This window comes from Shewanella sp. Arc9-LZ, assembly GCF_010092445.1.
Classification (GTDB): Bacteria; Pseudomonadota; Gammaproteobacteria; order Enterobacterales; family Shewanellaceae; genus Shewanella.
Map to the genome: position 1 here is coordinate 1,161,979 of NZ_CP048031.1, position 24,253 is coordinate 1,186,231.

At 41.5% G+C, this 24,253-nt stretch carries 25 protein-coding genes and 1 pseudogene; 13 read left to right on the plus strand and 13 right to left on the minus strand.

The window, feature by feature from the left end; translation table 11 throughout:
• Positions 1-52: 52 nt before the first annotated feature.
• The gene (pepA, locus tag GUY17_RS05010; RefSeq protein WP_011636398.1) at positions 53-1,561 is read right to left on the minus strand and encodes a leucyl aminopeptidase; all 1,509 of its coding nucleotides are present in this window, start codon (positions 1,559-1,561) and stop codon (positions 53-55) included.
• A 273-nt stretch (positions 1,562-1,834) separates the two neighbouring features.
• Between pepA and lptF the strand changes: the two genes are divergently transcribed.
• Positions 1,835-2,947, plus strand: coding sequence for an LPS export ABC transporter permease LptF (gene lptF / locus GUY17_RS05015; protein WP_162022499.1), 1,113 nt, complete (start codon positions 1,835-1,837; stop codon positions 2,945-2,947).
• Positions 2,944-4,002, plus strand: coding sequence for an LPS export ABC transporter permease LptG (lptG, locus tag GUY17_RS05020; RefSeq protein ID WP_101085821.1), 1,059 nt, complete (start codon positions 2,944-2,946; stop codon positions 4,000-4,002). The genes lptF and lptG overlap by 4 nt, the downstream gene beginning before the upstream one ends.
• A gap of 145 nt (positions 4,003-4,147) precedes the next feature.
• Here the strand turns inward: lptG and GUY17_RS05025 are convergent, their stop codons facing one another.
• From GUY17_RS05025 to GUY17_RS05040, 4 genes and pseudogenes are all read right to left on the minus strand, one after another.
• Entirely contained in the window at positions 4,148-4,657 is a 510-nt protein-coding gene (locus GUY17_RS05025) for an RDD family protein (protein WP_101085820.1), read from the minus strand.
• A 27-nt stretch (positions 4,658-4,684) separates the two neighbouring features.
• On the minus strand, positions 4,685-4,939 hold the full coding sequence (locus tag GUY17_RS05030; RefSeq protein ID WP_011636402.1) for a DUF2960 domain-containing protein: 255 nt from the start codon (positions 4,937-4,939) through the stop codon (positions 4,685-4,687).
• Positions 4,940-4,954: 15 nt separating this feature from the next.
• Positions 4,955-5,254: pseudogene (locus GUY17_RS05035) on the minus strand (DMT family protein).
• A gap of 324 nt (positions 5,255-5,578) precedes the next feature.
• On the minus strand, positions 5,579-6,073 hold the full coding sequence (locus GUY17_RS05040; RefSeq protein WP_162022500.1) for a GNAT family N-acetyltransferase: 495 nt from the start codon (positions 6,071-6,073) through the stop codon (positions 5,579-5,581).
• A 115-nt stretch (positions 6,074-6,188) separates the two neighbouring features.
• Here GUY17_RS05040 and GUY17_RS05045 point away from each other — a divergent pair, with 115 nt between their 5' ends.
• Positions 6,189-6,761 carry a DsrE family protein gene (locus tag GUY17_RS05045; protein WP_162022501.1) on the plus strand — a complete coding sequence of 191 codons (573 nt, stop codon included), beginning with the start codon at positions 6,189-6,191 and terminating at the stop codon, positions 6,759-6,761.
• A gap of 18 nt (positions 6,762-6,779) precedes the next feature.
• Here GUY17_RS05045 and GUY17_RS05050 read toward each other — a convergent pair whose 3' ends face one another.
• The 3 genes from GUY17_RS05050 to GUY17_RS05060 form a co-directional block, all read right to left on the minus strand.
• On the minus strand, positions 6,780-7,523 hold the full coding sequence (locus GUY17_RS05050; RefSeq protein WP_162022502.1) for an ABC transporter substrate-binding protein: 744 nt from the start codon (positions 7,521-7,523) through the stop codon (positions 6,780-6,782).
• A gap of 51 nt (positions 7,524-7,574) precedes the next feature.
• Positions 7,575-8,219, minus strand: coding sequence for a DUF2913 family protein (locus tag GUY17_RS05055; RefSeq protein ID WP_162022503.1), 645 nt, complete (start codon positions 8,217-8,219; stop codon positions 7,575-7,577).
• A gap of 157 nt (positions 8,220-8,376) precedes the next feature.
• Positions 8,377-8,910, minus strand: a complete 534-nt coding sequence (locus GUY17_RS05060) for a DUF4136 domain-containing protein (RefSeq protein WP_162024288.1) — start codon at positions 8,908-8,910, stop codon at positions 8,377-8,379.
• A gap of 238 nt (positions 8,911-9,148) precedes the next feature.
• Here GUY17_RS05060 and GUY17_RS05065 point away from each other — a divergent pair, with 238 nt between their 5' ends.
• Positions 9,149-9,460 (plus strand): DUF1289 domain-containing protein, encoded by a 312-nt coding sequence (locus GUY17_RS05065; protein ID WP_162024289.1) that lies wholly within the window; start codon positions 9,149-9,151, stop codon positions 9,458-9,460.
• Positions 9,461-9,469: 9 nt separating this feature from the next.
• Here GUY17_RS05065 and GUY17_RS05070 read toward each other — a convergent pair whose 3' ends face one another.
• Entirely contained in the window at positions 9,470-10,057 is a 588-nt protein-coding gene (locus GUY17_RS05070; RefSeq protein WP_162022504.1) for a TetR/AcrR family transcriptional regulator, read from the minus strand.
• 179 nt (positions 10,058-10,236) lie between these two features.
• Positions 10,237-11,658, minus strand: a complete 1,422-nt coding sequence (locus GUY17_RS05075) for a coniferyl aldehyde dehydrogenase (RefSeq protein WP_162022505.1) — start codon at positions 11,656-11,658, stop codon at positions 10,237-10,239.
• Positions 11,659-11,915: 257 nt separating this feature from the next.
• On the opposite strand from GUY17_RS05075, the gene GUY17_RS05080 reads away from it, so the two are divergent.
• Positions 11,916-12,347, plus strand: coding sequence for a universal stress protein (locus tag GUY17_RS05080; protein WP_101085810.1), 432 nt, complete (start codon positions 11,916-11,918; stop codon positions 12,345-12,347).
• A gap of 41 nt (positions 12,348-12,388) precedes the next feature.
• Here the strand turns inward: GUY17_RS05080 and GUY17_RS05085 are convergent, their stop codons facing one another.
• The 3 genes from GUY17_RS05085 to GUY17_RS05095 are packed head-to-tail and all read right to left on the minus strand — an operon-like array spanning position 12,389 to position 15,360.
• Positions 12,389-12,949, minus strand: a complete 561-nt coding sequence (locus tag GUY17_RS05085) for a DUF924 family protein (protein WP_162022506.1) — start codon at positions 12,947-12,949, stop codon at positions 12,389-12,391.
• Positions 12,950-12,953: 4 nt separating this feature from the next.
• Entirely contained in the window at positions 12,954-14,636 is a 1,683-nt protein-coding gene (locus tag GUY17_RS05090; protein WP_162022507.1) for a PH domain-containing protein, read from the minus strand.
• A complete protein-coding gene (locus tag GUY17_RS05095; RefSeq protein ID WP_162022508.1) occupies positions 14,629-15,360 on the minus strand; it encodes a PH domain-containing protein in 732 nt (243 codons plus the stop codon). Before GUY17_RS05095 ends, GUY17_RS05090 begins: the two co-directional genes overlap by 8 nt.
• A gap of 252 nt (positions 15,361-15,612) precedes the next feature.
• Between GUY17_RS05095 and GUY17_RS05100 the strand changes: the two genes are divergently transcribed.
• From GUY17_RS05100 to GUY17_RS05135, 8 genes are all read left to right on the plus strand, one after another.
• Positions 15,613-15,939: a winged helix-turn-helix domain-containing protein gene (locus tag GUY17_RS05100; protein ID WP_101085806.1), complete on the plus strand. Its 327-nt coding sequence runs from the start codon at positions 15,613-15,615 to the stop codon at positions 15,937-15,939.
• Positions 15,940-15,977: 38 nt separating this feature from the next.
• Positions 15,978-16,946, plus strand: a complete 969-nt coding sequence (locus GUY17_RS05105) for a magnesium transporter CorA family protein (protein ID WP_162022509.1) — start codon at positions 15,978-15,980, stop codon at positions 16,944-16,946.
• 111 nt (positions 16,947-17,057) lie between these two features.
• Positions 17,058-17,636: an alpha-ketoglutarate-dependent dioxygenase AlkB gene (locus tag GUY17_RS05110; protein WP_194956155.1), complete on the plus strand. Its 579-nt coding sequence runs from the start codon at positions 17,058-17,060 to the stop codon at positions 17,634-17,636.
• Between the two features lie 377 nt (positions 17,637-18,013).
• Positions 18,014-19,435 carry a DASH family cryptochrome gene (locus tag GUY17_RS05115; RefSeq protein ID WP_162022511.1) on the plus strand — a complete coding sequence of 474 codons (1,422 nt, stop codon included), beginning with the start codon at positions 18,014-18,016 and terminating at the stop codon, positions 19,433-19,435.
• 119 nt (positions 19,436-19,554) lie between these two features.
• Positions 19,555-19,854, plus strand: coding sequence for a BolA family transcriptional regulator (locus GUY17_RS05120; protein WP_101085802.1), 300 nt, complete (start codon positions 19,555-19,557; stop codon positions 19,852-19,854).
• Positions 19,855-20,017: 163 nt separating this feature from the next.
• Positions 20,018-21,142 (plus strand): TRAP transporter substrate-binding protein, encoded by a 1,125-nt coding sequence (locus tag GUY17_RS05125; protein ID WP_162022512.1) that lies wholly within the window; start codon positions 20,018-20,020, stop codon positions 21,140-21,142.
• A gap of 87 nt (positions 21,143-21,229) precedes the next feature.
• A complete protein-coding gene (luxS, locus tag GUY17_RS05130; RefSeq protein ID WP_011636421.1) occupies positions 21,230-21,739 on the plus strand; it encodes an S-ribosylhomocysteine lyase in 510 nt (169 codons plus the stop codon).
• Positions 21,740-21,940: 201 nt separating this feature from the next.
• A complete protein-coding gene (locus GUY17_RS05135; RefSeq protein WP_162022513.1) occupies positions 21,941-24,016 on the plus strand; it encodes a TonB-dependent receptor in 2,076 nt (691 codons plus the stop codon).
• The last annotated feature ends 237 nt before the right edge of the window (positions 24,017-24,253 follow it).

Consider the following 24,253-nt stretch of genomic DNA (forward strand, 5'->3'; position numbering starts at 1 on the left):
AAAAAGGGTAAAGCCTTAGGCTTTACCCTTTAATATACGTTAAAGATAATACTTATTCGCTGATTTCAACACCAGCACGATTAATTAAGAACTGGCTTAAAATCGGTACCGGACGACCGGTAGAACCTTTGTTTGCACCACTGTTCCAAGCCGTACCTGCGACATCTAAATGTGCCCAGTTATACTTCTTAGTAAAACGAGACAAGAAACACGCTGCAGTAATCGAACCAGCCGGACGACCACCTAAGTTAGTCATGTCGGCAAATGGGCTGTCTAGCATGTCTTGGTATTCATCCCATAACGGCATGCGCCATGCGCGGTCACCACTTTGCTCACCAGCATTTAGCATTTCGTGTGCAAGCGGGTTATGCGAACTGAATAAACCAGAAGCATGCTTACCTAATGCAATAACACAAGCACCAGTTAAGGTAGCGGTATCAATCACTAATTCAGGGTCAAAGCGTTCAACGTAGGTTAATACATCACATAACACTAAACGACCTTCGGCATCGGTATTTAGCACTTCAACCGTTTGGCCTGACATAGTGGTTAAAATGTCGCCTGGACGATATGCGTTACCAGCAGGCATGTTTTCACAGCCAGCTAATATACCAATAACGTTGATAGGTAATTTCATTTCACACAATGCTTTCATGGTACCAATAACACCAGCAGCGCCACCCATGTCATATTTCATTTCATCCATGGCTTCGCCAGGTTTTAATGAAATCCCGCCAGAGTCAAAGGTTAACCCTTTACCGACAAGGACAATTGGCTTTTCAGTACTGTCAACGGCGCCCTGATATTCCATCACAGTCATAATAGATTCATTGGCACTAGCACGACCTACAGCAAGATAAGAGTTCATGCCCAATTTGGCCATTTGCTCTTCGCCAATAGTCGTAACGTTAAGGTTTTCGTACACTTCAGCCATTTGACGCGCTTGAGATGCCAAATACGCAGGGTTACAAATGTTAGGCGGCATGTTGGCCACGTCACGACATAAATGCATACCTGCAGATACGGCTGTTCCGTGTTCAATTGCGCGCTCACCAATGGTGAGTTCACGGCGTGTAGGCACGTTGAATACCATTTTACGTAATGGACGACGAGTTTCGCCTTTACGGGTTTTTAATGCATCAAATGAATACAGGCTATTTTGAGTGCTCTCAATGGCTTGGCGAACTTTCCAATAGGTGTCGCGGCCTTTGACATGCAGTTCAGTTAAGAAGCACACTGCTTCCATTGAACCGGTTTCATTTAGGGTACTGATGGTTTTTGTGATAATTTGTTTGTATTGGCGCTCGTCTAACTCACGCTCTTTGCCACAACCAACCAGTAAAACACGTTCGCTTAGTACGTTTGGTACATGATGCAATAGCAACATTTGTCCTGGTTTACCTTCTAGGTCACCACGACGAAGTAGGTTACTAATGTAACCTTCACTGATTTTATCCAATTGCTCTGCGATACCAGACAGACGGCGAGGTTCGTACACGCCGACAACGATACAGGCTGAACGTTGCTTTTCGGGGCTGCCGCTCTTTACGCTAAACTCCATGAGCACTCCTAGATTCTTAAAGACAAATTTTTATATTTATTAGATAATGTTTGCATTAGGCCATCTGGCATATAATCAACGAAAAGGTGATAACTGTTTGGGATTATTAACGAAAAAGAGGCGTAAATTGACAGCCAAAATAGATGTTAACCATGACCCCAAAGCACCTTCCGCGCTGGTCAGAAAACTAGCAAAACTGCTGAAAGTAGACAGTTTACATGAAAGTTGCTCTGATACCAGTAAAAAGATAAGTTTAGCCACCGGATCCTACTTGTGATTGTATTTAGATATCTTATTAGTGAAGTTTTAAAAGCACAATTTGCGGTACTTTTGGTGCTGCTAACTATTTTTATTAGTCAACAATTCGTGCGCGTGTTAGCCGATGCATCTGATGGCGAATTCCCCGCTTCTTTAGTGATGACATTATTAGGGTTAAACCTGCCTCAATTGACGGTATTAGTGTTACCGCTGAGTTTCTTTTTAGCAATATTGTTGGCTCATGGGCGAATGTATGCTGAAAATGAAATGGTGGTATTGCATGGCGTCGGTGTGAGTGAATGGTATGTCACTCGCGTAACGTTATTGCTTGCTTTTGCCAATTTATTATTCACGGCTTATTTGTCGGTTTATGTCGGACCGTGGGCAGAAGAACGTCAGAATCAGGTATTAGAGAAAGCGCAATCCGAAGCTGGATTAGCAGCCTTAACGCAAGGCCGTTTTCAAGCTAGCCCAAATGGTCGAGCCGTTTTGTTTGTTGAAAAAATAAATAAAGACAATACCTTAGATAAAGTCTTTGTAGCGCAACTCCCTGATCCGGAAGACGAAAATGGCCTTACAAATATTGTAGTTGCCAATAAAGGTCGTGTGATTGAAGATAATATTGGCAGTCAGCAGTTACAACTTGAAAAAGGCTTCCGTTATCAGGGCAGTCCTAAATCACTCGAACTGCAAGTGATTGAGTTTGGTGGTTATAAAATGGAGATTAAAGAACAGGAAGTGGATGAGCGGCGACGTAAATTATCTGCAATGCCAGTTGATCAATTATTGGATACTCCAGGACCTGAAGCTGCAGCTGAATTTCAATGGCGCTTAGCTATCCCTATCGCGATCCCATTATTGACCTTGATTGCGGTGCCGTTAGCGCGTGTTAATGTTCGCCAGGGTAAGTTTGCTAAAATGGGTCCCGCTATTTTGCTGTATTTAGGTTACTTTGGATTAATGATTGCAGGCCGAAAAGCCCTGCAAGATGAGGTGGTGCCGCAGTATTTAGGCATGTGGTGGATCCATGGCTTTGCGCTGTTATTAGGATTGTTGTTACTTATTAAAGAGCGCCCGACAGGGATGAAGTTCTTAGGCTTATTTAAACGTAAGCAGGTGACGGCATGAAAATATTAGACCTTTATATCGCACGTATGATCGTGAGTACATCAGGCTTGTGTTTACTTATTTTGACTGGGCTATCAGGCATCATTAAGTGGGTTGATCAATTACGTTTGGTCGGGCGCGGTGCTTATACCATGCTAGATGCCGGTATTTACGTGCTGTTTTTAGTGCCACGTGATATTGAAATGTTTTTCCCAATGGCGGTACTGCTTGGTGCGTTAATTGGTATGGGCATGCTGGCATCAAACTCTGAATTAGTGGTGATGCAAGTTTCTGGCATGTCACGTTTACAAATCACTCAATCTGCGATGAAAACGGCTATTCCGTTGATGATTATGGTCATGGCGCTGGGAGAGTGGGGCGCACCCATTGCGGAGAAAAGCGCAAAAGAGCTTCAAGCGACTAAAATATCCGGTGGCAGTTTGATTAAGTCTCATCGTGGTATTTGGGCAAAAGATGGTGATTTATTCGTTAATATTGGTGAGGTTCAAGACGTTAATACGCTCAGTAACATCAGTTTATATGAGTTTAACGATCAACAAGAATTAACCCGAGTGACCCATGCGAATACCGCGGTATTTATTGACGATGCTTGGCAGTTATCTGTGGTTGAAAATACCACGGTTAAAGATGATCGGGTTATTCGTGATCACCTTGATACCGATGTGTGGCAATCTTCGTTAACACCAGATAAGTTGAGTGTAGTGTCGGTTAAGCCTGAGGCATTATCCATTAGCGGCTTAATTGACTACCTCGATTATTTGAAGGTTAACCAACAAGATCCTAGTCGTTATGAACTGGCTTTATGGCGCAAGGTTATGCAGCCGGTAACGGTAGCTGTGATGATGCTGGTGGCATTATCGTTTGTGTTTGGACCGTTACGCACGGTGACCATGGGAGCTCGTGTACTACTGGGTGTTGTGGCAGGATTTAGCTTTTATATCAGTAATGAGATATTTGGCCCGATGAGCATAGTATATGAATTGCCAGCGGCGGTGGGTGCAATTGCGCCTAGCATGTTATTTACTGGCTTAGCTTTGTATTATATTCGTAAATAATCAATTGGTTGTTTAGTCTATATTGAAAGTGAAAGTGAAAGTGAAAATGTATATAAAAATGGCAACCCAAGGGTTGCCATTTTTATTACTTGTTTGATGCGTGTTTATTCGTTTTGCAGGTAAGTTAGTTTGGTATGTGACTTATTTATGCACCACGCCAGTTACGCATTTGATTGGCTTCTACTGATAACACGACAACCTCAGAACGAGTCATCATGTCTTGTAGTGCTAACTTATCAGCATTGATGATAATCCACAGATTACCAACACCTAATAAAGACCAAATGACGCGAGCACAGGCCGTAATAAAACTTAAGTTCTGACCATTAGGGTGCTGAACCTTAAGTCGCCAAGCTCGCATACCTAAAGTTTGTCCACCTCTGCTCCAAAACATGGCGTAAAACCCACCAACACAAATGGCTATCCAAAATTGATAAATACCATGGTAAAGCGGGGTGTTGTTGAGCAAGTCTGACACATGCTCGTACTCACCCATCGCGATAAGTCCGGTGCTCTGCAGACCAAAGAAAAACCCAAAACCTAACGCACCAGCAAACATATAAACGGCAATAGCAAGCATTGAGTCATACGCCATTGCACCTAAACGTCGAACAAAACTCGCTCGTGGGAAATTAGCATGATCTGAATTCAACATAGTTAGCCCTTACGTAAACCAAAATGATTAAATCTCATCATCTTCACGAACAAATTTGATACTCGTAAAACCAAAACGTGCAAACTCGGTTTTACGAAATTCTTTCTCTGCTTTAGCGCCTTTTTTGGACGTTAACGCAATTTGCTTTTCTAAGATTAGAAACTTTTTTAAATCAATCCCTTCAGCTTCAGCTGCTGCTTCATAAAGATCATGATGTACGTCATAGCTAAAGGCGATAGTTTTGGTTTGGCCTTTAAAGGTATAGATCACTTGGCGCGCCATGGAGAACTCCTGAAATTAATGTAATTCACTTTTAAATATAAATAATACGGCACCTAAAAGGCATAACCCAGCCAATAAACAGTTAAGCTTTAAGGGGTGTTTGAGATACCTAACGGCAAAAGGGATAAATACACATAAGGTGATGACCTCTTGCACAATCTTTAATTGTCCCACGTTAATCACGGTATAACCAAGACGATTCGCAGGAACTTGCAATAAATATTCGAATAAGACGATACCTCTGCTCACTAAAGCCGCGATAATCCAGAGTTTGCTATTTAAGGTTTTTAAATGACCATATCAAGCAAAAGTCATGAAGATATAACTAATACCAATCTCATTAAATATCTGCTCAGTTCAGAGTCTCTCAGGTTTTTCAATTCAAGGCGCATTGATGTAGAAATGGTTGTTCCCTTTTAAATCGATGCAACACAGAAGTGGAATACCTGAGAGACTCCATTCTGGCGGGTTTCAAAGTACTTTATGCTGCGTTAGATGTTTTCAAAATAGAATCACTATTCGCTTCAATCATCTGCCTTGCCTACAACACTTTGAACTCCCGCTGAAAGAGCACATATTTAATAGGATTGGTATAACACAATAAACCAATGGTGATGACAGATGGGCATGAGATAGACCTTATGATAAGGATAAATACAGGTAACATGCACCAGCAGGATAACTGTCGAGTGATTTTGTCAGTTTTGCTGAGGTGGTGCTTGGTGTAAACCCTTGTTGCTGCCAATAAGTTTGTGCACCTTGCACAGCCACTAGCCCAATGCCATTAACCGCCGCTGATTTAGCCTGATTGACCATATGATTAAACAGCTTTTTACCTATGCCTAAGCCTTGAGCGTTGGGTGAGATTGCCATGTCATGTAAATACCAGCTATCGGCATTAATCTGGCCACTGATCTCGGTATCCAGCGATGGGGCATCGCCTTGCAACCAAGGATGAACAAGCGCGTAGGCTAGCATGTTACCTTGTTGTTCAAACACCACACAGCTAGCGGGCGAAGATCGCCATTTACTCTGCATGACAGATAGCGATTCTGGCGTGAGTTCGACATAGCATTGTGCTTGTATCGCCATAATAGCGGGCCAGTCTGTAGCGGTAATTGGGCGGATTGACATATCACTCAGTGTTCATATTATTTAAGTGACAATTATACTCAGAAACAGCCTAAAACCTAAGCGTTAATCTGTGCTAGAGTAAGTATAAAAAATAGATATAAGGAATATCAACATAATGAAACTCGGTTTACGTTCAATGAGTAAAAACCTGTTTACATCGACAATAGTGACGTTAATTGCATGTTCATCATTTACGGCAACAGCGGGTATTGATGCATTTAAATCGGGTTCTGTGATTAAAGACTATGGCAAAGTGGCTGACGTAAATAGCGGCTTAGTCATACCAGCCGGTATGAAGTTTAAAGTCGCTTTTGATTTAAGTAGTGCATCTAAACCAGCAGAATTAAACCGTGGTATCGATACCCTGGCGCGCTTTATTAATATGCACGTCGCTGCTGGGGTTAAGCTTGAGGACATTTCTGTTGCGATGGTGGTGCACGGTAAAGCGGCTAATGATATGACTAAGGACAGTTTTTATCAGCAACTTAATGCAGGGCAAAAGAATGCTAATAAAGATTTAATTGCGCAGCTGATTAATAATCAAGTTAGGTTTTATGTGTGTGGTCAAACAGCTGCATATTACGGCATTACACCACAAGACTTATTACCAGGCGTTACCATGGCATTATCCGCGTTAACTGCACATGCAGTATTAGCCCACGAAGGCTACAGCGTAAACCCGTTTTAGCGTAATTGTCTTATTGAATTATCGATTAAATATATCTTGCTTGGTGTATTTGTCGATAATGCTTTGAGTTGTACCATTTAGTTCAAGTTCTGCTATAGCGGCATTAATTTGTGGCAGTAAGGCCGCATGCTCTTTACGAAGGCGCATAACTAAGTGGCCTTTTGAATGAATAGCAGCGAGGGTAATTGGGTTGTTGAGTTTTTTGGCCCAATACAACGCCGGTAAATCACCAGATATAGCAGCACCAACGCGATTTTTATAAAGTGCTCTTATGAGGTCGCGTTCAGAAGTAAAATCGACTCGAATAAATTCAGCATCATCATGGTACAAATAACCACGTACTGTGCCTATTTCTTTACCTTTAATGTTATCAATACTTTGCCAATCGTTGGCTTTTTCTTCTAAGGTAATAATGTTTTCTTGGATAGCGATAATTGGGTTTGACTGGACAAAAAGTGTGCCTAATTCTTGATTAGGAAACCAACCAGGGCTCACAAAGTCAAAGTCTAATAAGCCATTATCGAGTGCATAGTTTGTTCTTTTCGGCGGAAAATTGTGTTTTTCAATTTCAATATTAGCTTTGGCAAGCAATAACGGAACCAACTCCCCTAATATTCCAGGCTCTTTTGGCGATTCTGTAATGTAGTAGGGCACCCAACTGCTTGAAGCGTTGACGTTGTACTTCAGCGCTGTGTTCGCTTGAACGGTGGGACCACAAAAAAACATCACAAGGCAGGTGAGTGCAATAAAGCATTTTTTCATGGTGTTTCCTTATTCTTACCGTTGTATGAATACTACACCAACTTTTAATACTTAATATAGATCAAGACACAGTAAGCATAAACTCTGGTGTAAATTGCTTGGCATTAATACATAAGTTTTATGGTGTTTGATTAATGAGGTTTTTTTATTGCCTGGACTGAGTAATATACCTTGCTCAAGCGCTAAACGAGCCACCAGCTTTTCATCTCCCCGAATGTACATTGAGATGGGTTTTACTATTTTGTCATCTACAATGTGTTGATTAAAATCTTTTACTGAGATAATTAAACTGGATTTACCATCACTGTCGAGTTTCAGTTTTGCATCAATATCGGTATCGGTGATCACTACCCATTCTTGTGCTGTGAGCCCCGCTAACATGTCCTTAAGACCAACACCTGTAGCGATGTCACTGTTGTTAGCCTGTTGGTATTGATCGGCAATACAGATTAATAATCGTTTTAGTTGAGCCCCAGCTCCTTGACTACGCGCTTGACGGATCCAGGCCGTTAAGTCGTCGGCCATTAGTTTTGAAAAACGTTTTGTTTTTAACGACTCAACCATCCAGTTACATAAAAAATGGCTTTCTTGTGCTGGCGTTCTGACCGCTTTGTGCTGTGACGCGGAGGTGTTTATGGCTTCTATTCCAGCTAGTGCAAGTGTTAATAAAGCTTGGTTATATGTTTCTGTCGTCATTTCAACTGGGTCAATAAAGTAGTGTGATGGCTAGTTTACCGTGTAGTGGCAAATTGCTAAATAGATATTTGTGTTTAGTCGCTTAGCTGAGCGGTAGTCTCTATTTGAATAAGCCGCAATTCACTTATGAGTAAGTTGCGGCTAAATCGATGGTAGATTATTTTTTGGGTGGAAATTGCGCCAAAATAGCAGCAACCGTTTGATTAATACCTTTGGCTTTATCTTCACCGCCCTCGTCAAAGTGGTACTGACCATTACCACGCCAAATGAGGCGTTTATCTGTGGGATCGATAATATCAATTTGAATGGTTTGAGTTTTAGCGGTGTCACTGCCTAGCGGGATACCAATACTGGTGCCAAGACTAATACCGCCACCAGACCCCCAAGTACCCGAACCTAAGCCAATAGATAATCCTGAATCTTTTTCTTTGTTTTCAGTCACAAAAGCATAGTTCACTACAAAGTCGGCATTATCGGCTTTAAATACATAACCTTGGCTAAGTAATGATTGTTTAATATCATCATTAATGCGATCTGCAGTTAACGGATCATCTGTTTGCTTTACAGTGAGTTGGTTGAATGTTTTGAGTGTTGAAAAATCATAATTAACATCATAATCTTGCTTTGGTTTTGTTGCACAAGATGCAAGTAGTACTAAGCCACTTAACAGTAAAATAGTTTTAATCCACATTGGTTTACGTGTTGAATCTTGCCCTGAACGTCTTAAATTTATCATGAGACCCTCCTTATTAACTTGCAATAATGTACAAAATTAGCTCAATTAGTATAACCTTAATATAACAATGTTTAATGCTGGCTTTGGTTGATATGGCAAGCGATTGCTTTCTATCTCAGTTACAAATAACTATATCGTGTATTTAAATGTTAAGTACCAAATTCAATATTAGCTGAGGTTAAGTATTCTAATGATGGAACAGTTAAGTTTTTTTGCGGTGCCCAGTCCATGTATCGGCGTTTGTCAGTCAGACAGTCGTGGGTATTGTATGGGCTGTCTTCGAAGCCGTGATGAACGTTTTAACTGGATGAGTTACAGCGAATTGCAAAAACAAGATGTGATCCGTTTGTGCACACAGCGCAAACGTCGCCGTCAATATGCCTTACATAAAGCTAAGCAGCTGGAGTTACAAACCCAGCAAACGTCACACACTTCACAATTAGATTTTGATAGTGCGTCAACACCTGCTGATGATGTTGATTTAACCAACTTTAGTTTAGATTAATACTTTCTATCACGCTTTCATTGCCTGCCAAAATAGTCTGAAACTGGCGTGTCTGTATATTTCGTCATCACCTAAATGCGGGTTGTCAGTAAAAAAGCGGATGGCAGCTAGGTATTGACCATGGCAATTTTCGAGCAATAAGGCGTTGGGAATGTCAGCGATAATTTGCTGTTGTTTACCTTGAGTAATCAATTCGACGACAAATCCAAGAATGCTGTTCATTGCTTGCTTTCTGACCTCAGCATCAATGTCTGCTGACATCGAGTATTGTAGAAAAAAAAGTTGCTTTAAGGGTTGTGCAATGGCCCAGTCGATGGCTTTTTGCCATAACGTATTGGCATCTTGTTCGATATCGCCACTAAAATCGGTACTGCTCACCATGTTGGTAGCAAACTCTTGTTTAATCGATAAAAAAAGCTGATTCATGATGTCTTTTTTTGTCGGGAAATGATGAAACAACGTGCCTGTTGCCACGCCAGCTGCTTTTGCTATCGATGCCGTCGATGTCGCATTGAAGCCTTTGTTAACAAACAGCTGTAAAGCCGCGTTTAAAATGGCTTGTTTTTTATCGGTGTTCACAATCGATTTACTGCTCATGGAGTCAACATACCTACTTTATCTATGGAGCTATTAATCTTTGGTCTATTTATCTATTTATCTATTTATCTATGGATCTATTAGGCTATGGATAATTTATCTAGTCATATTTTATGACAAACTTTGCTCAGCAAGTATCGCTAACAACAGCAATACTTGCAGTCGCGACTATGAGAGAGTTAACGTAAGAAAAACTTCATCAATAATTTTTGAATCACGCCGCCATAAGGAGGGTGAACAAAAATGCCGGTATTGATTTTGCCACTGTTCAATATGGTCTTAGCATGACTAAAGGTTAAGAAACCTTCCTTGCCATGATAGTGCCCCATGCCAGACGGACCAATACCGCCAAAGGGCGCGTCATCCGCGGCCACATGGAATACTGTGTCATTAATACAAACGCCACCAGAATGAGTTTGCTGCAATACTTGTTGCTGCGTTTGTTGTTCAAAACTCATGAGATACAAGGCTAATGGTCGGTCATTTCGGTTGATATAACCTATTGCTTCATCTATCGACTGATAGCTAATAATGGGTAATAAAGGGCCAAAAATTTCATCCTGCATAATGAGCATATCGTCTGTGGTATGTGTGACTAGTTGAGTGGCTATTTTTCGCTGAGTTGTCGATATTGGACCATCAATTGCGGAGGTGACTGTTGCACCTTTGGCTTTGGCATCTTCTAGCACCGCTAGCAGACGCTGGTATTGGCGATCATTAATGATATTGCCGTAATCTTGGTTGGTGTCGAATTTAGGGTACATTTTATTAAAGCGACGTTGATAAGCAGCAATAAACGCGTCAACTTTTTCCGCAGGGCACAACACATAGTCAGGCGCGACACAAATTTGGCCAGCATTTAAACATTTACCAAAAATAAGTCGTTCTACAGCGGTGTCGATTGGCATGTCGGGAGCGATGATGGCTGGAGATTTACCACCTAATTCTAATGTTACAGGTGTCAGGTTATCAGCTGCTGCACGCATAACATGGCGGCCAACAACGGTTGAGCCGGTAAACAGAATATGGTCAAACGGTAATGCTGAAAATGCAGCGGCTACATCAGCTTCACCTTCCACTAGCTCGACTTCAGTAGGGGCAAAAATAGTTGTTAACATTTTGCGTAATACGGTGTTGGTCGCCGGCGTAAATTCTGACATTTTCAACATTGCCCCGTTACCAGCAGCAATGGCGGTGGTTAACGGACCCATAGATAACATTACCGGGAAGTTCCACGGCACAATAATACCGATTACGCCCAGGGGCTGATATTGCACCGACACTTTGGCAGGGGAGAGTAATAAACCGGCATGACGACGACTGGGTTTCATCCATGTTTTAAGATGCTTGATAGTGTAATTGATGTTATTTACACAAGGCATAATATCCGAAATGATGGTGTCGTTTGGCGATCGGTGACCGTAATCACTAATTAATGCATCGATGATGGGTTGTTGGTAATCAAGTAAAGCTTGTTTTAGCTTGGTTAATTTATCTACCCGTGATTGGTAATCAGGTGCCGGATTGGACTGAAAACGTACTCGTTGATCAGTCAGTAACTGTCGTAATTGAGTTTGATTATTATCAACGGCCATATTCATATTAAAGCTCCAGCAAAAATAACGATGTTGATTTGATAAACCCTACATGAATCGAGCTAACAAACCGACTGATTAGTCGGTCTGATATTATGCTTGTTTATGATCCAAAGCAAGTTTTCGCATTTGATTTGATTTTGATCACTAAGTAAGTTTTTAATACTGACTATACTTAATTTGTTGAGATGGATCCGAGTGTGTTCTAGTAAAGGGTGTCATGTCGTTGCAAAAGCACACTTTGCATTGTGGAGGAGAATAATATGCGAACACGTAATATTTTATGGCCTACCGATTTTTCTGATACAGCGGCACATGCTTTACGATATGCCATTGAAATGGCGAATTTATATCAAGTGGGCATTCGTATTTTACACGTTGTAGATCAACCTTTCGGTGATGAGAATTACATGATTCTTGCGATAACGCCCGAAGAATTGGCTAAAAGTATGGAGGATGCAGCGGCGAGTAAAATGCACGAGTTATTAGGTCAGTTGAATACTAATTTAAAGATTGAAACGGTTATTCGACGTGGTGATGCCATTGATGAAATTTTGGCCGAGGCCAACAGCGGTGACATTGGTATGGTGGTTATTGCCAGCCATGGTCGAAGCGGACTGTCTCATTTTTTGCATGATAATGTGGCTGAAGCGATTGCCAATAAAGCTGATTGCCCGGTGTTAGTGGTTAAATAAAATCGACATTTATCGTTTATGTCGTGGTGATTTTCGTCTGCTTAAAAGCGAGAACCGGGTTGAGTTAAAAATGTGAGTTCGGCAGCCGTAGACTCGCGGCCTAATAAGGCATTGTGGTGTGGATAGCGATTAAATTGAGCAATAATCGCTTGGTGTTGTCGCTGGCTGCGTAAATTGTCGGGTGCATATTGTTCAAATAAAGGCAACGCTTGCTGGTGGATCACTATTGATTCGCTATGCATGTAGGGCATGATTAAAAATGCAGCCTGTTGAATGGGTAACTCTGCTAAACAACCTAGTGCAACGGCTTGTTGCGCAAGCTCTAACGCGATATTGTCAGCGGCAAACGCGGTTGGAGTATCGCGATAAATGTTTCGCGAAAATTGGTCTAATACGATTATTTCGGCCAATCGACCTTGGGCATCTTTACGCCAATGTTGTAACTCACCCTTGATGGCCGCCTGTAGCGTGGCGCCATATGTGTTTTTTATGTGCAAATCTAACTCGATATCTTTTACCCACCATTGTTTAGGGGATATTTGAACAAACCAAAAATCGATAATGTCGTCGACGCTGACATTTGTTGTGTGTATTTCATTCATTATATTAAATCCAATTGTGATTATTATGGACCGTGACATTGAGCGACTGGGCCACTATTTGTTGTGCAACCGATATGGGAATATACGGGAATATCACACTGCCACTGGCTAATCCGATTTCAACATAGGCTAGCTGAGCATGTTTTTGGCCTTTAGTTTGGGTAATTTTAACATGTTGAACTTTGTCAAATGCGACCCGTTTCCATTGTTGACCGAAAAAGCCGCTATGCTGCCAAATAACCTTATCTGCTAATACATATCCCCATTGTTTATAACGAATATAAATCGCTAACATCATCATTGTTGTAGCAAACCAAGTAAACTCAAAAAACTCATGGCTATGATGACCACTGTAACCCACAATGGTAAGTACGATGGCTACAAACAGCGGTAAAACGATTCGCTTTGTGAGCCAATTAATATGGATAGGCTTATAACTACTGGGTAATGCACTTGCACCGCCACTAATATTTGGAATGCTAGCCAATAGTGATGCTATTTCAGCTGACTTTACACTAGGAACTAGCATGTGCTGCTTGGTTTTTTGTTCAACCTCATGGCCTTTGACTTGTTTAAAGTATAAGGTCCAGCGGTTAAATAAACGTGCAATAGCAGGTTGTTGAACCTGGATTAGTTGAATGCGTTTTATGGCCAACGCATCTTGTTGATGTGAAATGACACCGCCACTTCGCTGTAGGGTTTCATCATGTTTGTCGAGCTGATATGGATGATATTTTAAAATGGCTGCCACAATTGAAATTAACGAAAACAAGCTGTAAATCGCAAATAACCCCACGATGACCATGATGGTTTGTAAACCAATGTTTTGATGGGTTTGCTGCTGGACCCATAACCAAAACTGCTGCGCGAGCGGTGAGTCGAATATTTTATCCCAATCTATTTGGCCAGCAATGGGACCAGCGATAACCGCAAACCAAATAAAATTGTTTTGATAAAAACCAAATAAGACTAAATCAGCTAAACTTTTACGCACAATGGGTTGGGTGTTATCAACGTTTTGTTGACTGTTTACGTTTGGAAGCTCATCTGTCGAGGTTGCTTTTGTATGGCTTAAATTTAACAGTAAACGTTTTAACGTTTGTGCCTGTAATGTATCTAAGGCTGCTAAATGAGCTTCGTCTTTTTTAGAACCAGCGGTTTCAATCACTAGAGTGCCGAGTGACAGCGGCTTAAAGTAAAACGGCTGTTCATAACGAATATTTTGTATTCGGCTTAGCGGTATTTCATCCTTTTTGATAAATATTAAACCACGTTTAACTTCAAGCTGATGGTTATGAAGACGAAAACGAAATTTACGCCATTCTATTATCGCGAAAATTGTCACCAGTAATAATAAAACACTCGACGCCAATATGCCCCACTGCATATCAAAACCTTGCTGCCATCCGGTATAGGCAATTGGCACGATAGCGAAACCATTACTAAGAATGTTTTTCAAGGTACTGAAAATATTGCTGACAATGGACCAAGCCGACAGTGCTTGCCATTGTTGTAAATCACTTATTGAATTGCTGTTCTGCTCCCTTGTATCGGCGCTATTGTTTTCTATTGTCGTATCAAGGGTATTGGCCACCTCGGCAATATTGGCATCGGATGAACTATTCGTTGCGATGCCATTGGTATCAACAGGCTGGGCATCATCTGATGATGTTGATGACTTATCCATTGTGATTATCCTGTTGAGGAGGTTGAATGGATAACGGATCCGTTTCAGCGTCAGATGGCGTTGGATCAACAATTTCTGTTTCGGTGCGGATTAATTGATGACTTGCTGCTGCTTGGCTCAATAAATGTTGACGTAAATGTTCAGCTAAATCGGCATTAAGACCTGGCAGATCTATCTCAGCTAATCCGCTGCCGGCACTGAAGCATTTTAAGGTGACTAAGTTGTATTTTCGCTCGAGCGGCCCTTGAGACAAATTAACATGTTGCAGCCGAGTGTAAGGTAGTGCCGTTGTTGATACCCAAAATAAACCTTCACGAAACACCATTTCATGTTTAAACAATCCGTAAGCAATTTTATGTGCTTTAAGGTGGATAAGTTTAATCATCACAACGGCCAATAACATGGCTGAAACCAAACCAACTGAGGCGATTATCAATGGCAACGGTTTAGTGATTAATAGAAATGCGCTTAAAACCGTTATGATTATCACCGCCACGACACTGCTAATGATCAATAATAGTTTAGGGTAATTAGGATCAATATTGCTCAGTGGTAACTCGGTAAGTTGAATATACTCATCTTGGGATAAACGTGGCCCATGGTCATAAACGTGCGCTAATGTGTCTCCTGCAGAGGACGTAGCTGAGTTGGTATCACTTACCGCTGACGGATCAGTTGATTGCGGTTGTGCTATTGGGCTCTTTGACTGCGGCGGGGTATCCATGTCTATTGGTTTTCCATCTTTGATGCTATCGATTGTTAAAAACTATAACCAGATTGTCTCTACTTAGGTAGCGTTAATCATAATGGGTTATTGATAAATCAATCAATTATCCTTTGAACCATGATTAATTCAGTCGCAATGCTGCGATTAATTCAGTCACAATCAACTGACACTGGCAATAGTGCTTGCGTGATTGGCTACAGATGCAGTAATTTCTATTAAGTGATGAAGAGGTAATAGGGCGTGTGAAGGATGTTTTCGAATAATTACGTGATCAATAAATCGCAAAAAGCATTTTTACGAAAATTGTATTTAGCGCACCTGCTGGATGAAGAACAACACAACTTATTAAGCTTACATAAACTGACTCTTATGCCAAGAAGGACATTGCAAGATGCGATAGCTGCATTTGCTGATATTGGTATTGAAGTGGATTTTGTGCAGCAAGGTCAGCGTCATAATGAAGGTTATTATCGCATTTCAACTTGGGGCCCAATCAGTAGTGCTTGGGTCAATAGTCATTTTGAGCAGATTAAACAACACATTGAAACGGCTGGCGAGTCAGAGATGATCAGTTAGGCCATATAGAGTAATAATGGGTTGTTGAAAGGGTTTTAATGGCGATACAAATACTATTATTTAATGGGCAAGGTCAGTTGATATCACAAGGTGATGAGACTCTCATGAGCCAGTATGACCCGCAACAGCAGCTAATATGGGTCGATATTTCAGGCCAGCACAGCCAAGCGTTTTTCAAGCAATATCCTTTGTTTGGGATTGACCACCTCGATTTTGAAGAAGCACAACGGGAGCGTCATCCCCCTCAGTTTGAAGAATATGATTCACATTCATATTTGTTAACCCACGAGCTTATGGCTAGAGATGAGTATCTTCTGCTCGAGCGCAGCCAGTTGTTATTGCATGTAAATGACCGTTTTTTAGTCACTCAGCACCTGAAACCTTCTATCAGTGTGAACAAAGTTATCCAACGCATTAGTGCACAAGGTAGCCTCGAAAGTTCAGAGATGAGCCGAGTCAGTTTTGAATTGATGCGCCAAATTGTGATTGATTATCTGGCGGTGATGTTGGCATTAGAAGAGCGTTTAGGGGAAATAGAAGATGAAATTTTTGATGTGTCTACAGATGATTTATTAGCAGAGCTAATCGCTTATAGCAGTAAGCTACAAAAAGCCAAACGTTCGTTTAGTTACCACGAAGAAATCTTGCAACAATTATTAGGCGATGACACCCATCTGCATATTAAGATGGACTATGAACAGTTGAGCTATTTATATAATCAGTTTGAACGCCTATCGAGTCGCGCCAGCCTTTACCAAGGTTTAGTGGACAGTTTAATCAATGGTTATATTTCGGTGAGTGCCCATAAAACTAACCGGGTGATGATGACATTAACAATGGTCACCGCGATTTTTTTACCATTAACATTAGTCGCCGGCATTTACGGAATGAACTTTGACAATATGCCTGAGTTAAAATGGCATTTTGGCTATTTTTCGGTATTAATCTTAATGGCAGTCATTGTGGTTTCAGGTTTATGGATTGCGAGAATCAAACGTTGGTATTAATTAAGGTAAACGAGATAAAAGGGTGATCGGGTGACAGGATTTCAACATGGATTAGATTTTGGTGAGCCACAAAGCGGCTTCACTCAAGATACCGTTGTTGTGCCAACAGCGATGAACCAAATCAGTCCACCAGTTACTTGGATTAAAGGTTTTTTGTCACCCAAGCAGCAACAGTTGTTAATGATGGAAGTAGAACAATACCCATTAGATCGCGTGGCGATTGAAGTCTATGGCAAGCAGCATTTTATTCCTCGCACCCAAGCTTGGTTTGGCGATCTGGGTTGCGATTATCACTATTCCAAATTGCACATCACCGCGCTAGCTTGGCCAAAAGTATTAAGTCGATTACGTGCAAAATTACGTAACGATCATCAAATAGACAGTAATTCAGTGTTAGTTAATCGCTATGCCGATGGCCGTGACTGTATGGGCTGGCACAGTGACGATGAACCTGAAATCGTCACGGGTTCGGCGATTGCGTCTATCACGTTAGGCGCCTGTAGAGATTTTGTTGTGCGCCATAAACCGACGCAAACCAAAGTTACTTTTCCCTTGGCATCCGGCGACTTACTGATTATGCATCCCGGTATGCAGCAACACTGGCAACATGCGTTACCTAAGCGTCTTAAGGTAACTGAACCGCGTATTAATTTTACTTTTCGACACATTATCCCTAATTACTATGGTTAACAAATCTCGTTAATGGCCATAGCTAAAAGCTAAAAGCTAAAAGCGAAAGGCCTAGAGGCTAGGACGCTGCGCGGCTAGATGCTATAAAACCTTAGCAGCCAAGCGGTTCCTATCCTATAAATGACAAGCGATAATAAGCGAAAAGCTAAGCACCTAGGATGCTGCGCGATTAGGTGCTATAAAATCTTAGCAGCGAAGCTGTTCCTAGAAGCGAAGCGCTCTATCCGCGTAGCGAACTAGCAGCGAAGCGACTCTAGGACCTCGAAGACCGAAGGTCTAGCTAGTTTGGGGATATCGCTAAAATGGATCATTATTGAACCGTTAACCGCTATGTATACGTACTCATTAGCATTAGTACAAGCTGTGGTAATGAATAGATGAATAATGCTGATGGGCAAACTTTCGAAGAAACGAATTTACAATCGACATCACACTCTACTGTCAATGCACTTTATTGGTTAGGTGATGATCTGCGGGTAGCAGATAATGCCATCTTTGCAGATATAGCCCTGCATGCACAACAGTTGATGGTGGTGTACTGCATCGACCCTAACTGGTTTCGCCAAGCTCAATATCAGGCTGAGTATGTCGGTAAGTACCGACTGCGGTTTTTATTAGAATCATTGCGGGCTTTAGATGAAACGCTTAATCAATATGGTCAACAAGTGCATATTGTTTATGCCTCAGCGCAAAAATCGTTACCCTATATAATCCAAGCCCATAATATTTCAAGGGTATATCGTAGTAACCATAGTGGTGCTGATGAGCAATCGGCTTGGCAAGTCATTCAGCAGCAGTGCCCCAATGTTGAATATTCGACTATTACCACCCAAACTCTGTTTGATCTGCAGCAACTGCCTTTTGAATTAGCCGATCTAGCTCCGACATTTAGTCAGTTCCGTAAAAAGGTCGACAACGTTAATATCAGCCCTGCCATTGATGCAGTATCTTGGCTCCCGTCTATGGTCGCACTTAAGCCACAAGACAAACAACTTCAGTCTTGGCTGGCTTATCCTAGCTGGTTGCCACAAACTCAAACGATGAGTAATGTCTTTTGCGGTGGTGAAGCACAAGGGAAATTGCAACTAGACAGTTACTTTTCGTCAAATTTAGCCCATAACTATAAAGCTGTACGAAACGAACTTGATGGCTGGGAATGTTCAACAAAGTTTTCGCCTTGGTTAGCCAATGGTTGTCTATCGGCAAGGCAAGTCGTCGCAGCATTAAAGCAATTTGAGTTACAACAAGGTGCTAACGAATCGACCGAGTGTATTTTGTATGAGCTGCTTTGGCGTGAGTATTTCCATTTTTACGCGCATAAATTCAATACGTTGGTGTTTAGATTTTCAGGCATTAATGGACGTAAACCATTAACCAGTTTTTACGCCCAACGCATTCGAGCTTGGAAAACCGCCACTACACCTTATCCGTTTGTGAATGCATTGATGAAGCAGTTAAATGACACTGGCTATATGTCAAACCGCGGCAGGCAAATTGTAGCAAGTTGCTTGGTCAATGAACTGCAATGTGATTGGCGTTATGGGGCGGCGTATTTTCAACAGCAATTAATTGATTATGATTCAGCTGTGAATTGGGGTAATTGGCAGTATCTAGCCGGTGTTGGTGCTGATCCACGCGGTTCGAGACGTTTTAATCTGCAAAAACAGCAGCAGACATACGACCCACAAGGATTATTTATTAATGCATGGTTGGGACGTGAGGCATTACAGCAACACAATGAGAGTCATGCGTCATATTGTATCGATAGTGTTGATATAACCGATTGGCCAAGGAGTTAATTTCAGATCGACTTGAGAAAGTTGTGCTCAAACGTTAACTTTTACCCTGCTTGTTTGACCTTTATTCGGCAAACCAGTACCCTTTGATTTAATCGATATGGATTAATAAGAGTACCACTATGTCTGTCGAACAAATCATTACCGATAAATTGAATCACGCCTTTTCGCCTTTGCATCTTGAAGTGATTAATGAGAGTAATCGTCATCATGTGCCGCCTAACTCAGAAACCCATTTTAAAGTGGTTGTAGTTAGCGATCAATTTAGCGAACAGCGCTTACTTGCCCGTCACCGGTTGGTAAACCAAGCGCTAGCAGATGAATTAGCCAATGGCGTTCATGCGCTTTCCATAAATGCTTATAGCCAGCCAGAATGGCAAGCTTTGGATGAAGTGCCTAGGACTCCTAATTGTAAGGGATAACGATAAAGGTTAATTGTTATTAACTTGCTGACAGAACTATACAAAAAACCTCACATGTCCTGTGAGGTTTTTTATTTTGTATTGTAGTGAGGTGATGTTTGTCACTGGTTATGATTATGTTACAGTTATGAAAATAAGCGTGCGATTGAGATAGGATATTTACATGAGCAAGGTGATACAAACCTGCTGGTTGCTGGGCTTAACGTTATTGTTAGGCTGTCAACAAGATACGCCTTCGAAGACAAGTTCTGTTGCGCAAAATGATTATATTCCTCATCAAGTGATTGAATGGCGTTTAGCCACCTCATGGCCAAAAAACTTGCCCGGTTTAGGCATGGCTCCAGAAAGATTTGCTCAATTGGTCGAGCAAATGTCTAACGGTCGCTTAGTGATTTCCGTTTATGGTGCCGGCGAATTAATGCCAGCGTTGTCGGTTTTTGACGGTGTGAGTAATGGCACGATTGAAATGGCTCATAGCGCGTCATATTATTGGAAAGGTAAAGCGCCTGCCGCTCAGTTTTTTTCATCTATACCATTTGGATTAAATGCACAGCAAATGAATGCGTGGCTTCATTATGGCGGTGGCATGGAATTATGGGAGGAAGTTTATCAGCCTTTTGGCGTATTGCCGCTTGCTGGTGGAAATACTGGCATGCAAATGGGCGGCTGGTTTAATAAAATCATTGCAACCCCAGAAGATTTTAAAGGCCTCAAGATGCGCTTACCAGGCATAGGAGGTGAAGTGCTCAAGAAGCTCGGCGGCGTTCCCGTTGATGCACTCGCTGGCAGAGAATTATATGGCGCACTGCAAACTGGTGCGATTGATGCTGCTGAGTGGGTAGGGCCTTATAATGATTTGCCGCTCGGGTTGGATCAGGTGGCTAAATATTATTATTACCCTGGCTGGCACGAGCCGGGTTCGACGATGGAATTTTTGATTAACAAACAGGCATTTTCCACTCTGCCCAATGATTTGAAAATGATTGTTAAAGTTGCAGCCAGAGCCATTAATCAAGATATGTTAGATGATTATACTCAAGGCCATATTGCTGCAATGGACGTATTGCTTAACGAGCATAATGTGCAAGTTAAACCTTTTCCCGACACTGTGATACGCGCATTAAAATATGCAAAAGATGATGTGCTTAACAGTGAAGCGGCTAAAGACCCGTTATTTAATAAAGTACTGAAGTCTTACATGGCAAACGAGAAGTCAGTAAAGCGCTACTTTAGTTACACAGAAGACGCCTTAAGTCGCTTTGAGTTAGATGGCAAACATCAACCGTAAACTCTCACTGTGACCATGCATAAATAGTGATATTATCGTGTTATTAGGCTTTATATTATCAGATTATTATTTACTTTGGAGAAAGCAATGCCTTTATTAGACAGTTTTACCGTAGATCATACACGTATGAATGCTCCAGCGGTTCGCGTTGCCAAGCACATGAGCACCCCTAGTGGCGATGCCATTACGGTATTCGATTTACGTTTCTGTGCACCCAATAAAGATATCCTCAGCGAACGTGGCATCCATACACTTGAACATTTGTTTGCAGGTTTTATGCGTGAACATCTAAACGGTGATGGTATAGAGATTATTGATATTTCTCCGATGGGATGCCGTACCGGTTTTTACATGAGCTTAATTGGTCAACCGACAGAAAGTAAAGTTGCAGATTCCTGGCTAGCGGCAATGGTTGATGTAACCAATGTGATTGATCAGAAAGATATTCCTGAGTTAAATGAATATCAATGTGGTACTTACGAAATGCATTCATTAGAACAAGCGCAAGATATTGCTCGGATGATCATTGCTGCAGGCGTGAGCGTCAACCAAAACGATGATTTGAAACTGAGTGACGAAATTTTAGGGAATCTTTAATCTAATCGATTAACTGATATCTTGATAAAAAAGCGGCTTTAGCCGCTTTTTTTTGCGAAGCAACGATTAATATGTCGAGTAAACGTTAACAGTACGCTATTTTTATGTAACTGAAACCGTTATTGTAATGAACTATTTTTACTAAGTGATTCGCCATTTTAGCGATTTTTTGCGTGAACAGACACATATACGGAGATTAATATGTCTAACCACCCATTTAGCCTGTCAGTGATAGCAGCCGCAGTGCTTTATGTTTGCCATTCTACCAATGCCGTTGCAGAAACGGTGACCGAGTCTATTGATAACCTTAATAATCAACTCGATTTACAACAGTTATCGATAAGCCAATTTCATTATCGCCAAAGTGATATTGCACTAGGGTTGACGGGCGCGACAGTGTTACCTACCGGACCACATCAGGATGTGACGATCACACATGCAGGTGCCACTGACGGTGTTGCCATTTTACAAGATGGTATATTCTTTTCTCCAGCGCCGTATTCTGGACAACATTTAGTATTGCAGCCCAATTTATTGCACCAGCAAAAAGTGTCTTTTTCAAGCATGACCAGTGTGACTGAAAGTTCACAAGCTGCTTTTGGTAAGCTTGATTATCAGTCTGTACAAATTAGTCCGCAAAAATATGCAACCGATATCAACGTTGAAGGCAGTAACAATAATGCCATCAATGGTGGGGTTGTGCTAAGTGGTACTTCGAAGCAAAATGGCATGTTATTAGCCGTGGATTATCAATCTGCAGCTGACGATGTGGGTTATCGTGTCGCTCGAGATGCCGACACGACACAAAAAGATATTCTGTTCAAAATCGCTGCCGATAGTTTACCCGGAGCGCGCAATGAACAAATGACCGAATTTAGTTATCAGTACTCATCGCAAGAAGCTGACCGCGGAACGTTGGGGTTAACCAGTGTTGATTTTTCGGTAAATCCGACTCAATTATATTCAGCAGCCAGCACCGACAATACTGAAGGCGAGCGTCAACGCTACGTGTTAGCACATAAGCTAATCATGTCATCCACTTCGACGATGGCTACCGACTTTTATTATCAAACCTATTCACAACAATCTCAAGCAATGCGATTTGTTGATGGCGAACAAATTAATAGTGCGTTGCTGTCTCGTATTGCCATGTTTGAAGCAACACCTACCGCCAATGGGATGAACTTAGGATCGTTAACCCAAAATAACGATTTTGCTGGGTTTGGTATGCAAACTAAAGGTGTCAGCATGTACGGTCAGCATCAGGTGACTTATAGTGCGCGCTACCATACAGATAAAGCTGAAATGCGTTTAGGTCAACGTGATTGGTCTTGGAACAATGATTTATCACTGACGCCGACAACAGATGATGAATATGCACTGACGTATACTGATGATGCTTCGGCATTTTCATCAGCGGTAGACACTAAATTAAATTATGGTCAGTGGTCTATTAATCTCGGTTTAGGTTATGAGCATGTCAGCGTTTCTCGTGAGCTTGGTGATGTAAATACGAGCCTTAATGCGGCAGACTTTTCTGATGATGGCTGGTCGCCTTCTATTGAAGTAGCTTATCAGAGTGGGCCGTGGTTAGCCGCGTTACAAGCTAAGCAAGCTTGGACAGCCGCTTCAGCCGGCAATATTGAGCAAACGGCGCAAGAAGCGCTGCAATATCAATTAGCATTAAGCTACCAACAAGATGCTTTATCGATTGCCATGACGGCTTATATGCATGATTACGATAACCAACATGTAAGCTGTATGCAGGGCATGATATGTGATTATGAACAAATATCATTACAAGAGAATATTAAGGATGTCTCTGTTGTCGGCGCAGATTTGAGCATAGCGTATGGACTAACATTTGATCACTTTTCAATTCCATTCAAAGCCAAATACCAATATACCCAAGCTGAAACAGACAGTGCTAATTGCAATGAATTGATGGCATGTTTTGCTGCCAATAGCCAACTACCTTGGGTGCCAGAACAGCAACTGGCGTTAAGTTCTGGTGTTGTTTATGGTGATATGTCCGTTATGGCGCAAGCTTTGTATCAATCTGAGTTAGGTTATCAAGGTGGGTTCACCAATGAACGTGCTATTGATAGTCAGTGGAAGGTGGATATCGCTGCAACTTACCGCTTGACTGAGCAGCACGAGTTGTATTTACGTGTAGAGAATTTGTTAGACGAAGAGTTAGTGGCAAATAGCACCGCAATGGGATTTCAAGGACAGTCTGAAATGACTACGTACTTTGGTTATCAAGGCCATTTCTAAGTGGTTTTTTCCAGACATAGGCAGTGTTGAACACAATTTGAACGCTGCTTGCTGTGCCTTTTATTCCCAAATACTAATACTGCTCAAGTGATGACTCATTTGGGCGGTGTTATTTGAGGCGCAACTGTTCTTGTAAACAAACAACTAAAATTATTTCTTTAAAAATTAATGCTATATTTTTTTTAAATCAGAATTCAGCAGATAACATTCACTCCTAGGTTCTAATTTAATTAGTCT

Coding starts and splice junctions, on each gene's coding strand:
- lptG (WP_101085821.1), top strand. CDS start 2,944: ATGAAAATATTAGACCTTTATATCGCACGTATGATCGTGAGTACATCA.
- GUY17_RS05090 (WP_162022507.1), bottom strand. CDS start 14,636: ATGGATAAGTCATCAACATCATCAGATGATGCCCAGCCTGTTGATACC.
- GUY17_RS05100 (WP_101085806.1), top strand. CDS start 15,613: ATGTTTTCGAATAATTACGTGATCAATAAATCGCAAAAAGCATTTTTA.
- GUY17_RS05110 (WP_194956155.1), top strand. CDS start 17,058: ATGAACCAAATCAGTCCACCAGTTACTTGGATTAAAGGTTTTTTGTCA.
- GUY17_RS05105 (WP_162022509.1), top strand. CDS start 15,978: ATGGCGATACAAATACTATTATTTAATGGGCAAGGTCAGTTGATATCA.
- luxS (WP_011636421.1), top strand. CDS start 21,230: ATGCCTTTATTAGACAGTTTTACCGTAGATCATACACGTATGAATGCT.
- pepA (WP_011636398.1), bottom strand. CDS start 1,561: ATGGAGTTTAGCGTAAAGAGCGGCAGCCCCGAAAAGCAACGTTCAGCC.
- GUY17_RS05095 (WP_162022508.1), bottom strand. CDS start 15,360: ATGGATACCCCGCCGCAGTCAAAGAGCCCAATAGCACAACCGCAATCA.
- GUY17_RS05030 (WP_011636402.1), bottom strand. CDS start 4,939: ATGGCGCGCCAAGTGATCTATACCTTTAAAGGCCAAACCAAAACTATC.
- GUY17_RS05060 (WP_162024288.1), bottom strand. CDS start 8,910: ATGTGGATTAAAACTATTTTACTGTTAAGTGGCTTAGTACTACTTGCA.
- GUY17_RS05070 (WP_162022504.1), bottom strand. CDS start 10,057: ATGAGCAGTAAATCGATTGTGAACACCGATAAAAAACAAGCCATTTTA.
- GUY17_RS05045 (WP_162022501.1), top strand. CDS start 6,189: ATGAAACTCGGTTTACGTTCAATGAGTAAAAACCTGTTTACATCGACA.
- GUY17_RS05065 (WP_162024289.1), top strand. CDS start 9,149: ATGGAACAGTTAAGTTTTTTTGCGGTGCCCAGTCCATGTATCGGCGTT.
- GUY17_RS05080 (WP_101085810.1), top strand. CDS start 11,916: ATGCGAACACGTAATATTTTATGGCCTACCGATTTTTCTGATACAGCG.
- GUY17_RS05040 (WP_162022500.1), bottom strand. CDS start 6,073: ATGTCAATCCGCCCAATTACCGCTACAGACTGGCCCGCTATTATGGCG.
- GUY17_RS05135 (WP_162022513.1), top strand. CDS start 21,941: ATGTCTAACCACCCATTTAGCCTGTCAGTGATAGCAGCCGCAGTGCTT.
- GUY17_RS05120 (WP_101085802.1), top strand. CDS start 19,555: ATGTCTGTCGAACAAATCATTACCGATAAATTGAATCACGCCTTTTCG.
- GUY17_RS05025 (WP_101085820.1), bottom strand. CDS start 4,657: ATGTTGAATTCAGATCATGCTAATTTCCCACGAGCGAGTTTTGTTCGA.
- GUY17_RS05125 (WP_162022512.1), top strand. CDS start 20,018: ATGAGCAAGGTGATACAAACCTGCTGGTTGCTGGGCTTAACGTTATTG.
- GUY17_RS05075 (WP_162022505.1), bottom strand. CDS start 11,658: ATGAATATGGCCGTTGATAATAATCAAACTCAATTACGACAGTTACTG.
- GUY17_RS05085 (WP_162022506.1), bottom strand. CDS start 12,949: ATGAATGAAATACACACAACAAATGTCAGCGTCGACGACATTATCGAT.
- GUY17_RS05055 (WP_162022503.1), bottom strand. CDS start 8,219: ATGACGACAGAAACATATAACCAAGCTTTATTAACACTTGCACTAGCT.
- GUY17_RS05115 (WP_162022511.1), top strand. CDS start 18,014: ATGAATAATGCTGATGGGCAAACTTTCGAAGAAACGAATTTACAATCG.
- GUY17_RS05050 (WP_162022502.1), bottom strand. CDS start 7,523: ATGAAAAAATGCTTTATTGCACTCACCTGCCTTGTGATGTTTTTTTGT.